Genomic DNA, 13,586 nt, shown 5'->3' with positions numbered 1-13,586 from the left:
AGGCCGAGCGCTTGGCGCGCCGGTGTGCCATGGTTATATCGCTGCCTTGGGCGCGGTTTCCACACCAACCGGACACCCCGCACCGATCACCGACCAGGATGCACCGCATGGCCGACACCGCCACCGACCTTGGATCGCTGCCGCAATGGGACCTCGCCGACCTGTATCCGGGCCCGGACTCTCCTGAACTGGCGCGCGACCTGGAACGCTGCGAGGCCGACGCGAAGGCGTTTCGCGAGAAGCACGCCGGCCATGTGGCAGGGCTGTCGGGCACCGATCTCGGCCGGGCGATCACTGCCTACGAGAAGATGGACGAGATCCTCGGCCGGGTGATGTCGTTTGCGAACCTGATGTATGCCGGCAACATGTCGGACCCGCAGGTCGGCCGCTTCTATCAGTCGATGCAGGAGCGGGTGAACGCGATCTCCACCGAGTTGCTGTTCTTCGGGCTCGAGATCAACCGGATCGAGGAAGCCGACCTTGCCGATAAGCTGAAGGCGCCGGAGCTGGCGCACTTTCAGCCCTGGCTGCGCGATACCCGGGCGTACCGCGCGCACCAGCTGTCGGATGAGCTCGAGAAGCTGCTGCACGAGAAGTACGTCGCCGGCCGCGCGGCCTGGACCCGGCTGTTCGACGAGACCATGGCACGGTTGCGCTTCACGCTGGACGGCGAGGAACTGACGACCGCCCAGGTGCTGGACCGCCTGAGCCACCGCGATGGCACGATGCGGCGCAAGGCGGCGCACAGTCTGGCCGAGGTGCTGGGCAAGAATGTCGGACTGTTCGCCCTGGTGACCAACACGCTCGCCAAGGACAAGCAGATCGAGGACAAGTGGCGGCGCTACGCCAAGCCGATCTCCAGCCGCAACATCGCCAACCAGGTCGAGGACGACGTGGTAGAGGCGCTGGTGACGGCCGTGCGTGGCCGATACAGCAAGCTGTCGCACCGCTACTACGCGCTGAAGGCCAAGTGGTTCGGGGTCGACCAGCTCGACTACTGGGACCGCAACGCCCCGCTGCCGGAAGACGATGATGCCCAGATCCCGTGGACCGAGGCGCGCGATACGGTCCTGAAGGCCTACGCCGGCTTCTCGCCGAAGTTGGCCGAGGTCGGACAGAAGTTCTTCGACAACGCCTGGATCGACGCGCCGACACGGCCCGGCAAGGCGTCCGGGGCGTTCGCCCACCCGACGGTGCCGAGCGCACACCCCTACCTGCTGCTCAACTACCAGGGAAAGACGCGCGACGTGATGACCCTGGCCCACGAACTGGGGCACGGCGTGCACCAGGTGCTGGCCGGGCGCCACGGCCAGTTGATGTGCGACACCCCGCTGACCCTGGCTGAAACCGCCAGCGTGTTCGGCGAGATGCTGACCTTCCAGGCCCTGCTGAAAGCCCGCACCGACCCGGCGGGGCGCCGGGTGATGCTGGCCTCCAAGGTCGAGGACATGCTGAACACCGTGGTCCGGCAGATCGCGTTCCACACCTTCGAGACCCGGGTGCACGATGAGCGTCGCTCCGGGGAGCTTACGCCCGACCGGCTCGGCGAGATCTGGATGGACGTGCAGACCGAGAGCCTGGGTCCGGCAATCCGCTTCGACGACGGCTACAAGTCGTTCTGGTCGTACATACCGCACTTCGTGCATTCGCCGTTTTATGTCTACGCCTACGCCTTCGGCGACTGCCTGGTGAACTCGCTGTACGCGGTGTTCCAGGACGCCGAAACCGGCTTCGCCGATAAGTACCTGGAGATGCTGGAGGCCGGCGGCACCAAGCGGCACAAGGACCTGCTGGCGCCATTCGGGCTCGACGCCTCGGACCCGGCGTTCTGGGACAAGGGCCTGGGGCTGATCGAAACGCTGATCGACGAGTTGGAAGCCGCGACGAAGGCCTGAGGCCTCAGAGACCGACGCTCCGGAACGCCTTCTCCAGCGCCCGGAAGGCAAGCTGCATGGAGCCGTGCCGGTTGGTGAAGGACCGCGCCGGTTCCAGCGCCGCCAGGTCGGCAAACGCCCCGCCGGGCGGCGGGCCACCCCTGGTCAGCATCGCTTCCATCTCGGCCGCCGCGCGGCGGACCTCGGCGACCGAAAGGCCCACCACGGCGGCGCCGACCACCGACGCCGCAGCGCTGCCGAGCGCGCAGGCGTCGACCTGCTGTCCGTAGTCGATGATCCGCTCACCGTCCAACGCGACCTGCACCTTGATGCGCGACCCGCAGGCCCGGCTGTGGGCCGAGCCGGTGGCCGTCGGCACGGGCACCACATGGCCGTCGCGGGCAATGGTCGCTGCCAGATCCAGCAGGCGGTCCTGGTACACGGCGTCGAGGGCTGTCACCGCCGCCGTTCCCCCCCTCAAGCCGCCGCGTCGAGCTCGGCCTGGGCCCGGCCCTTGATCGCCGTGAGCATGGCGCCCAGGCCGTTCTTGCGGGTCGGCGACAGATGGGCGTCGAGCCCGATCTCGGCGATGAAACTCGGCTCGGTCGCCACGATCTCGGCCGGCGTCCGGTTCGAGTAGACCCGCAGCAGCACCGCGATGATGCCCGATACGATCGCGGCGTCGCTGATCGCGTGGAACACCAGCCGGCCGTCGCGCTTCTCCCCGACCAGCCAGACCTGCGACTGGCAGCCCTTCAGCTTGAACTCGTCGCGCCGGTACTCCTCGGGAAACTCGGGAAGCTTGCGGCCAAGGTCGATCAGGTACTGGTAGCGCTCCATCCAGTCGTCGAAGAATCCGAATTCCCCGATCAGGTCGTCCTGCTCCTGGGCGATCGACGATGCGGCAGCGGTCATGGTTCCAGCGTTCATACGTCAGCAATCCTCCTGCCCCTCAGGTGGCGCGGACTGTCGCGGGAGTCAACGCGCCGTTCACGGTACACGGGCTGTTGGTGCGTATTGCTGACGCTCCCGGACCCAGATCTCGCAATCACTTGTATCTCAGCTTGGCCGTGCGATCAGTAGACGGCGATTCGCTGCTCTTGGTTGATCTGCTACGAACTCAGCCCATTCGGGTACTTGCTCGATCGTATAGCCCGCCCGGTCGAGAAAGCCGGCGAGCCACGGCCGGGAAACCGGCTGGTTGTCCTTGTGAAGCCGCGCGTCATCGTCCGACCAGTTGTCATCAGTTCCCGCATATTCAATCACCAGAATCCGAGGCCTCGCAGTGGCTAGGCGAAGCCCCTCAATCACATTCCCAAGGTGATAGATCAACCCGAGCATGAGCCAGATTGAGCATGGCTCGACGACATCAGCATGGGCGCCATCAAGAACTCCGGGCACGATACGAACCCTGTCCTCAAGGTTCAAAAGTGTTCGAAAAAGCCGCGCTCGTTCCAGAAACAACGGACTGGGATCAAGGATGACGGAGCGCGCACCATTCTCAGCAGCTCGGAACGCAAAGTACCCGTCCGCACCGCCGATATCCGCAACCTGCTCGCCGGCAAGAGGCCCCAGTCTTTCGAAAATCAGGTCCCCAAGGCGATCGTTGAACCGCGGATGCCCCACCGGCGAGTTGACAAGCGGTGGCGCGAGGTCGAACGTGGACACTTCAGGCGTCACCGTTAATCTGTGCCGGTATCCGACACCATCACAAAGCAATCCGGCCGCGATCAACCGATCTCTCGGACGATCAAGCGACAACGATTTAACGACGCGTCGATAGTACAGAATCGCTCCAAAGTTCTGCGAGCGTCGATCTCTTGCCCAACGCCTCACATAGGGATAGCTGGAATCGCCGCCGAAACACTCAATCCACCGAGTCGTCCGCAAGGCCGACCTGTATTCGTCGGCGACAACGTGAGCCTCAGACAACTCGATCAAGCTAATCGGATCTGAAGGATCGACGATTGAACCTCGCCGACCAGCTCGGGTTGCATTACCAAGTTCGCGTCCGGAACGGCGCACACGGGATTCAGCAGCAAACCGGGCTGCCGCAATGGGTAAAGTGGCCAGCCTCGACCGGCAAAGCAGGGCGCGCGCGTCAGCGGACCGGCCGTCTGTCATCAGGCGCTGAGCAATTTCGTACGACAAGTAGAACCCGTCCGGCACCAAAATCCGCGAACGCAGCCCCCACTTCGCGGTACCGGAAGGGAACTCGATCGCATGTTCTGTCGCAACAAACGCGCGAGCGGCGGCAACCTCCGACGGCCCCGCAACACAGGCCATTCGGCTAAGGCGCTGCGCCATTTCGAGATCGTGGACGCTTAGAGCGAAGCCGGATCGCCGAGCCATCGCCAGAGCGCTAAACGGAATGACATATGCGGCCGATCGTCCCATCTGACGCCGAGCCGCGTGAGGAACCAGTGGCTCTAGATCGCGCATCATCGTTTGCCACGTTGCCTGACGCGATGGAGCAAGGCACAACGCTCGGCGGAATGACACAAATGCTTCTGACATCCGGTTACGATGCAGTAGTGCTTCGCCGTACAAGGCATGCAGCCCGGCCTGCGGGCTTTTTTTAACCGGAAACGACTCGAGAAGCTTCAGGCAGCTCTCCGCGCGTCCAACTGCGAGTTCAATCTGCGCCAGAAGGACCTTCGTTGGAATGTCTTGCGGACAAACGCGAAGGGTGGAATAGAGCAGTGCACGGGCACGGTCTAGTTGACCAGACAGCACATCCTTCTGCGCGCGCGAATGAACCTCCGCCAACGATATTATTGCTGCTTTCATATTTATCTCGAATCTATAGAATAATAATAATCATCACTATAATTATAATAATCCTCTATTTTATACACAGAAACCCCTCGAAACACACATACTTGAACACCGTCTGTATGTCACGAAAACCCGCCCTTCGAAAAAGTTCAAGGTTTCCTTCAGTCGAGAATGGCTCAAGAATACCCTTTAATGATTCTGATTTATTCAATATTTCCTCGCCCGTGAACCCATTACTTCGCTTGAACGATGTATAGAGCTGCGTGTTGATATCATGAAAACGTGCGTCAGGACCACGTACTTTCTCAAACAAGATCAAGGCTCCGCCCCATTCCAGCGATTCGTATAGTTTATTCAGTAGAGCTTGCCGAAATTTTGGGGCTATGAACTGAATAGTGTAATAGCCTACGATAAGATCGCAGGGGTCCAGCTCCTTAAATACAATGTCCGTCAATTCAAAGTTGACAGGATCTTCAGGTCGCTGTCGAGCTTTGGCCGCCTCTATCATCGCTGGTTCGTTATCCAGGCCGACAAAACGAACGCCGGTCTTGTGCCGGTTGTGATCGACGAGGCGAGCCATCAACTCTCCTGTCGAAGTTCCAATTTCGTAGCAAAGACTGTCGGAACGCAGGAAGAAATCACTCAACTGACAGACCAGTGCATGTCCTTCATCATACATGGGGACCGAACGCCGTATATGCTCCACGAAACGCTTCGGCACGTCTCCACCAAATGACCAATGGCCACGGTTGGCTCGAATTGAATCCCCCGCCTCGGGATGGTTTTCAGATTCCACGTTCGGGTCAGCAGACGACATGTTGCCTTGGATCCCTGGGTTCGGTGGACGAATAAGCTGATCCGTCTGTCAGGTCGGGATGCAACCAATACGTACGCTCAGACCCTAGAGATCTCCAAGACAAAACATTGGTTCATCTACCGCGAAGCGTACGTTGCCACCCGGACTGTACAGAGATGGCAATCGGCCTCACGCCCCCGCTCCGCGTGCCGCGACCGGCCAGAGGCATTCCACGACCCCGTTCTCCAGCCCGCCACGCACCCCGACATACCAGTCGTGCAGGTTCACGGTGGGGTCCACGTGACCCGGCACCAGCCACACCCGGTCGCCGAGGCTGAGCTTCGCCGCACCAGCGCCGAGCGACAGCTTGCCGTGCTCGTCCGCAGCCCCGATGTAGCTGGCATCCGGCCGCTTCCACAGGGTCGGTAGTCCTGAATCGATGGCCGAAGCCTTGTGGCCGGCGTCAACGACTGCGCGACCCGGCGCGCTGGCGCTCATCACCGTCGAGGCGACGAACAGCGCATGCTCGAACTCGGTGCGCTCCACGCCGGAATCGTCGAGGTTGCGGGCGTAGTCGGCGTCCAGGAAGCAGTAGGACCCGGGCTGCAGTTCGTTCCACAGCCCGGTCTCGGTCTCAAACCGGAAACTGCCGGTGCCGGCCCCGCCGATGGTGCGGCAGTCCAGTCCGGCAGCACCCAGCTTCTCCGAGGTGGTCTGCACCGCCTGCGCAGCCGTGATGATCGCCGCCCGCCGCTCACGGTGGCCGCGGATGTGCTGGGCCGAGCCGTGATAGGCTTGCAGCCCCTCGAACACGAGGCCCGGCGTGTCGGCGATGTACTTGGCGAGTTCGACCGCGGGCGCCCCCGGCACCACCCCGCAGCGCGCGGCCCCGACGTCGATCTCGACCAGCACGTGGAGCTCGACCTGGGCGCGGCGGGCCGCCTCGCCATAGGCCTTCACCTGGATCGGGTCGTCGGCGCAAACCCCCACCCAGGCACGCCTGGCCAGCGCCGCAAGCCGCGCCACCTTGTGGGCTCCGACGATCTGGTTGGACACCAGCACGTTGTTGATTCCGCCGTGCACCAAGACCTCGGCTTCGCCGACCTTCTGGCAGCACTGGCCGACCGCCCCGCGCTGCATCTGCTGGCGCGCGACCGCCGGCGACTTGTGGGTCTTGGCGTGCGGCCGGACCCGGATCCCGGTGTCGTGCGAGAACGCCGCCATCCGGTCGAGATTGCGCTCGAATGCGTCGAGGTCGATGACCAGGGCCGGCGTGTCGATCGCATCGGTCGGATCGCCAACGCGGGCGGGAGGCGGGGTGGTCATGGCGGGGCTCCTCGGGGCGGGACTGAACGGCGAGCATAACGTCCAATCGGGAAAGTTGGACAGCGCCGATACAGCCTTTGGATGGAAACAGGGGTCTCCCGCAGAATGCGGTTGTCACTCCACCCCGAACGCCTCGAGCAGCCGCTCGGCGGCCAGCGCCGGCGTGGTCTCGCCGGTCGCAACCGCGGCTTCCAGGGCGCCGGCCTGCGCCATCACGCTGGGCGATGCCTCCAGCGCCGTCATCAGCCGGTCGCGCACCATGGCCCACATCCACCGCACCTGCTGGCCGGCGCGCTTGGCCTGGAAGGCGTCGGTGTCACCCGCTTTGGCCAGCGACAAGGCCTGACGGTGCTCCTGCACGGACTTCCAGACATCACCAATGCCCTCCTGCGCCAGGGCCGAGCAGGTCAGGACCTTCGGCGTCCAGTTCGGGTCGGGCGGCTGCAGGATGTGCAGCGCGGTCTTGTACTCGCGCATCGCCTTCATGGCGCGGGGCTTGTTGTCTCCGTCGGCCTTGTTGACCACCAGCAGGTCGGCGATCTCCAGGATGCCCTTCTTGATGCCCTGCAGCTCGTCGCCGGCGCCGGGCAGCATCAGCACCAGGAACAGGTCGACCATCTCGGCGACTGTCACCTCCGACTGTCCGACACCGACGGTCTCGACCAGCACCACGTCGTATCCGGCGGCTTCGACCACCACCATGCTCTCGCGGGTCGCCCGCGCCACCCCGCCCAAGGTGCCGGCCGAAGGCGACGGCCGGATGAAAGCGCCGGGATCCTGGCCGAGCGCGGTCATCCGGGTCTTGTCGCCCAGGATCGAGCCGCCGCTGCGCCCGCTGGTCGGGTCGACCGCCAGCACCGCCACCTTGTGGCCCTGTCGGGTCAGGTGGCTGCCGAGCGCCTCGATGAAGGTCGACTTGCCGACCCCGGGCACCCCGGTTATGCCGATCCGGTGGGCCGCCCCGGCGTACGGCAAGAGCCGGACCAGCATGTCCTGGGCCAGCGCGCGGTGCTCGGCCTTGCGGCTCTCCACCAGGGTGATGGCGCGGGCGACGGTGGCGCGGTCACCGGAGCGCACGCCCGCCACGTAGTCGTCGACGGAGAGCGTCCGGCGAGAGGATTGTTGGGTTGTCACTGCAGGCCCGTCGCTTCGTGGGTGCCGGCTCGGCCTAGCGGCCGTCCGGGATGACGATGAGGGTGGGAATACACCAAACTTTCGATGTCATCGCGGACAGGCGCAGCGCGATCCGGGATCTCCTCGCCGCTCCGAGGTCGGAGACTTGCATGACCCTCACGCGGCCTGGCTCTCGTGGCCCAGCGACTTGATCAGTCGGCGCAGCAGGTCGACGGCGGCCTCGGCGATCACCGTGCCCGGCGGGAAGATTGCCGCCGCCCCGGCTTCCCTGACCGCATCGTAGTCCTGCGGCGGGATCACCCCTCCGGCGACGATCATGATGTCGGGCCGGCCAAGTTCGGCCAGCGCGTCGCGCAGCGCCGGCACCAAGGTCAGGTGCCCTGCCGCCAGCGACGAAGCACCGACGATGTGTACATCGTTCTCCACCGCCTGGCGGGCGGCCTCGTCCGGGGTCTGGAACAGCGGGCCGATGTCGACGTCGAAGCCGAGATCGGCGAACGCGGTGGCGATCACCTTCTGGCCACGGTCGTGGCCGTCCTGGCCCATCTTGGCGATCAGGATGCGCGGACGCCGGCCCTCAAGCTCCTCGAACTCGCGGACCAGCTTCTTCACGTCGTCGACCATGGTGCTGGCTCCGACCTCGCTGGAATACACTCCTGAAATCGTGCGGACCTCGGCGACGTGCCGGCCCCAGACCCTTTCCAGCGCCGTCGAGATCTCGCCGACGCTGGCCCGGGCACGAGCCGCATCGACCGCCAGCGCCAGCAGATTGCCCTCACCGCTCTGCGCGCTACGCGTCAATGCCTCAAGCCGGGCCTCGACATCCTTGGCATCGCGCTCCGCCCGCAGACGCTGCAGCTTCTCGATCTGGCCCTTGCGGACCCGAGCATTGTCGACCTTCAGGATCTCGATGTTGTCGGGGTCGTCGACCCGGTACTTGTTGATGCCGACGATGGTCTGCCGGCCGCTGTCGATGCGGGCCTGGGTACGGGCCGCAGCCTCCTCGATCCGCATCTTCGGAATGCCGGCCTCGATCGCCTTGGCCATGCCGCCGTAGCTCTCGACCTCCTGCAGATGCGCCCAGGCCTTCTCGGCCAGGTCACGGGTCAGCCGCTCGACGTAGTAGCTGCCGCCCCAAGGGTCGATCACCCGGCGGGTTCCGCTTTCCTGCTGGATCAGCAGCTGGGTGTTGCGGGCGATCCGGGCCGAGAAGTCGGTCGGCAGCGCCAACGCCTCGTCCAACGCGTTGGTGTGCAGCGACTGGGTATGGCCATGGGTGGCGGCCAGCGCCTCCACACAGGTGCGGGTGACGTTGTTGAACACGTCCTGGGCGGTAAGCGACCAGCCGGATGTCTGGCAATGGGTGCGCAGGGACAGCGACTTGTCGTTGGTCGGCCCGAACTGGTGGACCAGCTTGGCCCACAGCAGGCGGGCGGCGCGCATCTTGGCGACTTCCATGAAGAAGTTCATGCCGATCGCCCAGAAGAACGACAGCCGCGGCGCGAACCGGTCGACGTCGAGCCCTGCGTCGATGCCGGCGCGCAGGTACTGCACCCCATCGGCCAGGGTGTAGGCCAGTTCCAGGTCGGCGGTCGCCCCGGCTTCCTGCATGTGATAGCCGGAAATCGAGATCGAGTTGAATTTCGGCATCCGCTCCGAGGTGTAGCCGAAGATGTCGGAGATGATCCGCATCGAGGGGGTCGGGGGGTAGATGTAGGTGTTGCGGACCATGAACTCCTTGAGGATGTCGTTCTGGATGGTCCCGCTCAGCGCCTCCGGCGCCACCCCCTGCTCCTCGGCAGCCAGGATGTACAGCGCCAGCACCGGCAGCACGGCGCCGTTCATGGTCATCGACACGCTCATCTTGTCGAGCGGGATCTCCGAGAACAGGGTGCGCATGTCGAGGATCGAGTCGATCGCCACGCCGGCCATGCCGACGTCGCCGGCGACCCGCGGATGGTCGCTGTCGTAGCCGCGGTGGGTGGCGAGGTCGAAGGCTACCGACAGACCCTTCTGCCCGGCTGCCAGATTGCGCCGGTAGAACGCGTTGCTGTCCTCGGCGGTCGAGAACCCGGCGTACTGCCGGATGGTCCAGGGCTGGTTGACGTACATGGTCGGGTACGGCCCGCGCAGGAATGGCGGCAGACCCGGCCAGGTGCCGAGGTGGTCAAGTCCTTCCAGGTCGGCAGAGGTATACAGCGGCTTGACGTCGATGCCTTCCGGCGTGGTCCAGACCCGCTCGGCATCCTCGATGGCGGCCGCCGGTGCAGCCTCGCCGCGACGGTCGACGGTCGCGAAATTCGGGATCCGGCTCATTGCGCACCTCCTTGCGGCGTCCATACGCCCAGGTCCGTCAGCAGCCCGCGCAGGGTGGCGAGCGTGTCGTCGCCGGCGAACAGGTAGCCGTCGATGCCGGCAGCCCGCCACGTCGCTTCGTGCTCGCCGGGCCGGCCCGCCAGCCAGACCCGCGCGGCGCCGGCAGCCTTCAGCGCCGCGGCGAATACGGCGGCCTTCTCCGCGTAAATCGTATCACTGGAGCACAACACCACCAAATCGGCGTCGGCGTCCTTCAGCACGCCAGCAGCACCGGCCGCATCGTCAAGTTCACTGTCGACCGCCTCGATCCCGCCGGAGCCCAGATGGTTGCGCGCGAAGCTGGCGCGGGCGGTGTAGGCCGCGGCCCCGCCGATTCCCAGCAGCAGCGCGCGCGGGCGTCGCACCGCAACGTCGCAGGCATCGCGCAACGCCTCGAACCCCTCGCCCAAGCGGTGGGCCGACAGCGGTGTGATCTGCGGCTCGGCGGGTCCGTCCGGCATCAGCGCGGTCAGGTCGACCCCCGCCTCGGCGGCGCGGGCGCGGTCCTCGATGCTGGCAGCCGAGGGCAGCGGGCCGGACGGCTTGCCCAGCCGGTCGCGGGCAGCCGCAACCAACGCCTCGCAGTCCACCGCCAGCAGGTCGACCGGTACCTCGTCGACCTTCGGGAAGGCGTTGACCCCGGTCAGTTCCTCTCGGCGCCTGGCAATCTGGCGCTCGCGCGCGCTCCAGGCAGCGGCGCACGCCTTGGCGACGGTCCCGTCAATCAGGGCGGCGGCCATACCGCCGGCGGCCTCGGTCGCCTGGAAATGTCCCCAGGCCTTGTCGGCCAACTGATCGGTCAGGGTCTCGACGTACCAGCTGCCACCGGCCGGATCGATCACCCGGGCAAGGTGGGACTCTTCCTTGAGCACCAGTTGGGTATTGCGGGCGATGCGCCGGGCGAAGCCGTCGGGCAGGCCGAGCGTATGGGTGTAGGGCAGCACGGTCAGGCTGTCTGCCCCGCCGACGGCAGCGGCGAAGGTGGCGACCGTGGCGCGCAGCATGTTGACCCACGGGTCGCGCCCGGCCCAGGCACGCTCGGCGGTGGTGACGTGCAGGGCGAGAGCCCGGCCGTCGGGATCGACACCGCATGCCTCCAGCACCCGGGCCCACAGCGCGCGGGCGGCGCGCAGCTTGGCGATGCCCAGGAACACGTCGACCCCGACCGGCAGGGTCATGACGATCTGCCGGGCTGCGTCCGTCGGGGCCAGCCCCGCCGCCTCCATGGCGCGCAGGTAAGCGACACCGGTCGCCAGGGCGTAGCCCAGGTCCATCGCTTCGTCGGCGCCGGCGGCGTGATAGGCGCCGGAATCGACCGACACGGCGGTCGCGTTCGGGAAACGGTCGTGCAGGGTGAGGGCGATCGCCGCCATGCGGGCAAGGGCGGCATCGGCCGGTTCACCGGCGGTGCCCAGACTGGCGAGGCTGCCCAGCGGGTCGGCGCCGAGATGGCCGAGGGCCGCGTCGCCGGCGATGCCGCGCCGCTCCCACAATCCCGTCATCAGGGCGGCGGCGGGCAGGAAGGCGGCCCCCGGCTCCAGCGCAACCACGGCCGCGTCGAGATAGACATCCGTGAGGGCTCGGTCCAGGGCATCGATGCCGTCGATCATCGCCCCGCCGATCCCGGCGTTCGCCGCATCGTCGCGCGCGGTGCGGCCGAGCCGGCCGGCACCGTCGAAACGCAGCGCCACCGAGTTCGCGCCGGCCTGCAGATCGGCCAGGATCGCGGCGTTGGCGGCCGTCGGATCCGGATGGGTGTGCAGGGTGCGGACGTCCCAGCCATGGGCCGCCCGCTCGACCGCGCCGGCATGGCGCGTCGCGGCACCGGCCGGCGCCGGCGCGTCGTCGCGGCTGTAGATCGGCTCGGTGCGGATGCCCTCGGCCAGTTCGGTGACCAGCACCTTCTCGTATGGCGCGCCCTTCAGCGCCTTCTCGACCAGCGCCCGCCACGCATCGCGGTCCGCCGCCGGAAACCCGGCGGCCAGGGTGAAGACTTCGGTCTCGGCATCCGTCATCGCGTCTCTCCCGGGTCGATCAGGAGATACGACGCAGGACGGGGGTTGGCAACGGGTCGAGCCTCACCGATACCGCTCGTACAGGGCCTGCTGCACGGCGCTCGCGCCGTCCTCGGCCGCCTTGCCGCCGATGTTGGTCAGCACCACAACCGCCAGGTCGCGCTCGGTGTCGACCAGGATCTTGGCCAGGTTCATGCCGTTCGAGCCGTTGTGGGCGAGCAGCGGACGATCGCTCCACGGGAACGGCACGATGCCCCAGCCGAGGCCGTAGCCGCCGGTGCCCGGTGTGCCGGGCGGGGCGTCAGGGCGCGGCGGGGTGCGGGTGTGGACGGCGTGCAGGATGGCCAGTGTCGCCGGTTTCAGCAGGGCCGGTCCGCGCCGGCCCATGCCCGCGTTCCAGCCGCCCCAGCGGGCGAAGTCCAGGACCGACATATGGGCGGTGCCGGCCGGCCCGAGCATCGGCGGGATATCGGCGGCGATGCCCCACACCCGCAGGGCCACGCTGCCGTCAGCCCCCCGCACATGAGCGGCAGCGGCGTCGAGCCGCCCGGGCGTGACGGTCGCGCCCAATCCGGCGGTCGTCAGGCCCAGGGGATCGAACAGCCGCTCGCGGATCAGCCGCTCCCACGGTTGTCCCGACGCCGCCTCGATCATCGCGCCGGCAATCAGGTAGCCGAAGTTGGAGTATTGGAACGGCGAGCCTTCCGGCTTCATCGGCACATTGGTTTTCCAGGCATCGATCGCCCGCAGCCGCCGCGCCGAGGGGCCATGGTTGAAGGCGTCGACGCTGAAGTACAGGTTCAGCATCTCGGCCGTGTCGCTTGGAATGCCGCTGGAATGCGACAGCAACTGCTCCAGGCTCACCGCGGCCAACTCGGGCGCCATCCCTGGGAACGCCGCACCGATCGTCTCGCCGACCGTGGAATCCCAGCGCAGGAGCCCCTCCTCCACCTGCATGGCAGCCAGGGTTGCGGTCATCGCCTTGGTGTCGGAGCCGATGTGAAACCGGTCGTCGACAGTGACGGGCACGCCCGAACCGAGGGCGCGCTCGCCGACCGCGCCGGCCGCGACGATCACCCCGTCCTTGACCACCGCCGCGGCCAACGCCGGCAACCGGTGCTCAGCCCGCAACGGCTCCAGGGTCGCGTCGAGAGCGTCGCGCGCGGCGACAGCCGACGCCGACAACAGCGCGAGCAACACGGGTACGGCTAGATACAGGCTGGCATGGCGCAATGTGGGATCTCCCGGTCACGGTGATCGGGAGAGGATCGTCCGCGCGAGCGACGCCCTGTCAACCCCGGACCGGTA

Annotated in this window: 10 protein-coding genes; 1 reads left to right on the top strand and 9 read right to left on the bottom strand. The window is 66.4% G+C overall.

Annotated features, from left to right (window positions below; all coding sequences use genetic code 11):
* Positions 1-98 precede the first annotated feature (98 nt).
* On the top strand, positions 99-1,895 hold the full coding sequence (locus RIC54_RS08315; RefSeq protein WP_502989655.1) for a M3 family oligoendopeptidase: 1,797 nt from the start codon (positions 99-101) through the stop codon (positions 1,893-1,895).
* A 4-nt stretch (positions 1,896-1,899) separates the two neighbouring features.
* Here the strand turns inward: RIC54_RS08315 and RIC54_RS08310 are convergent, their stop codons facing one another.
* From RIC54_RS08310 to RIC54_RS08270, 9 genes are all read right to left on the bottom strand, one after another.
* The gene (locus RIC54_RS08310) at positions 1,900-2,334 is read right to left on the bottom strand and encodes an iron-sulfur cluster assembly scaffold protein (RefSeq protein WP_350086691.1); all 435 of its coding nucleotides are present in this window, start codon (positions 2,332-2,334) and stop codon (positions 1,900-1,902) included.
* A gap of 17 nt (positions 2,335-2,351) precedes the next feature.
* On the bottom strand, positions 2,352-2,804 hold the full coding sequence (locus RIC54_RS08305) for a SufE family protein (RefSeq protein WP_350086688.1): 453 nt from the start codon (positions 2,802-2,804) through the stop codon (positions 2,352-2,354).
* 129 nt (positions 2,805-2,933) lie between these two features.
* Complete coding sequence (locus RIC54_RS08300; protein ID WP_350086685.1) at positions 2,934-4,664, bottom strand: DUF1698 domain-containing protein; 1,731 nt, start codon at positions 4,662-4,664, stop codon at positions 2,934-2,936.
* Positions 4,665-4,719: 55 nt separating this feature from the next.
* Entirely contained in the window at positions 4,720-5,469 is a 750-nt protein-coding gene (locus tag RIC54_RS08295; protein WP_350086682.1) for a methyltransferase, read from the bottom strand.
* A gap of 168 nt (positions 5,470-5,637) precedes the next feature.
* Entirely contained in the window at positions 5,638-6,774 is a 1,137-nt protein-coding gene (locus tag RIC54_RS08290; protein ID WP_350086679.1) for a DSD1 family PLP-dependent enzyme, read from the bottom strand.
* A 114-nt stretch (positions 6,775-6,888) separates the two neighbouring features.
* Positions 6,889-7,908 (bottom strand): methylmalonyl Co-A mutase-associated GTPase MeaB, encoded by a 1,020-nt coding sequence (meaB, locus tag RIC54_RS08285; protein ID WP_350086676.1) that lies wholly within the window; start codon positions 7,906-7,908, stop codon positions 6,889-6,891.
* 156 nt (positions 7,909-8,064) lie between these two features.
* On the bottom strand, positions 8,065-10,224 hold the full coding sequence (gene scpA, locus RIC54_RS08280) for a methylmalonyl-CoA mutase (RefSeq protein WP_350086673.1): 2,160 nt from the start codon (positions 10,222-10,224) through the stop codon (positions 8,065-8,067).
* Positions 10,221-12,278 (bottom strand): methylmalonyl-CoA mutase family protein, encoded by a 2,058-nt coding sequence (locus RIC54_RS08275; protein WP_350086670.1) that lies wholly within the window; start codon positions 12,276-12,278, stop codon positions 10,221-10,223. The genes scpA and RIC54_RS08275 overlap by 4 nt, the downstream gene beginning before the upstream one ends.
* A 63-nt stretch (positions 12,279-12,341) precedes the next feature.
* Positions 12,342-13,511 carry a serine hydrolase domain-containing protein gene (locus tag RIC54_RS08270; protein ID WP_350086667.1) on the bottom strand — a complete coding sequence of 390 codons (1,170 nt, stop codon included), beginning with the start codon at positions 13,509-13,511 and terminating at the stop codon, positions 12,342-12,344.
* Positions 13,512-13,586: the final 75 nt, after the last annotated feature.

Origin of the sequence: Thalassobaculum sp., assembly GCF_040219215.1 — a bacterium.
Classification (GTDB): Bacteria; Pseudomonadota; Alphaproteobacteria; order Thalassobaculales; family Thalassobaculaceae; genus Thalassobaculum_A.
This window is presented reverse-complemented; position numbering and strand designations above follow the sequence as displayed.

Excerpts from the sequence above, each read along its gene's own strand:
- RIC54_RS08315 (WP_502989655.1), top strand. The coding sequence starts at position 99 with ATGCACCGCATGGCCGACACCGCCACCGACCTTGGATCGCTGCCGCAA.
- RIC54_RS08305 (WP_350086688.1), bottom strand. The coding sequence starts at position 2,804 with ATGAACGCTGGAACCATGACCGCTGCCGCATCGTCGATCGCCCAGGAG.
- RIC54_RS08300 (WP_350086685.1), bottom strand. The coding sequence starts at position 4,664 with ATGAAAGCAGCAATAATATCGTTGGCGGAGGTTCATTCGCGCGCGCAG.
- RIC54_RS08295 (WP_350086682.1), bottom strand. The coding sequence starts at position 5,469 with ATGTCGTCTGCTGACCCGAACGTGGAATCTGAAAACCATCCCGAGGCG.
- RIC54_RS08290 (WP_350086679.1), bottom strand. The coding sequence starts at position 6,774 with ATGACCACCCCGCCTCCCGCCCGCGTTGGCGATCCGACCGATGCGATC.
- scpA (WP_350086673.1), bottom strand. The coding sequence starts at position 10,224 with ATGAGCCGGATCCCGAATTTCGCGACCGTCGACCGTCGCGGCGAGGCT.
- RIC54_RS08275 (WP_350086670.1), bottom strand. The coding sequence starts at position 12,278 with ATGACGGATGCCGAGACCGAAGTCTTCACCCTGGCCGCCGGGTTTCCG.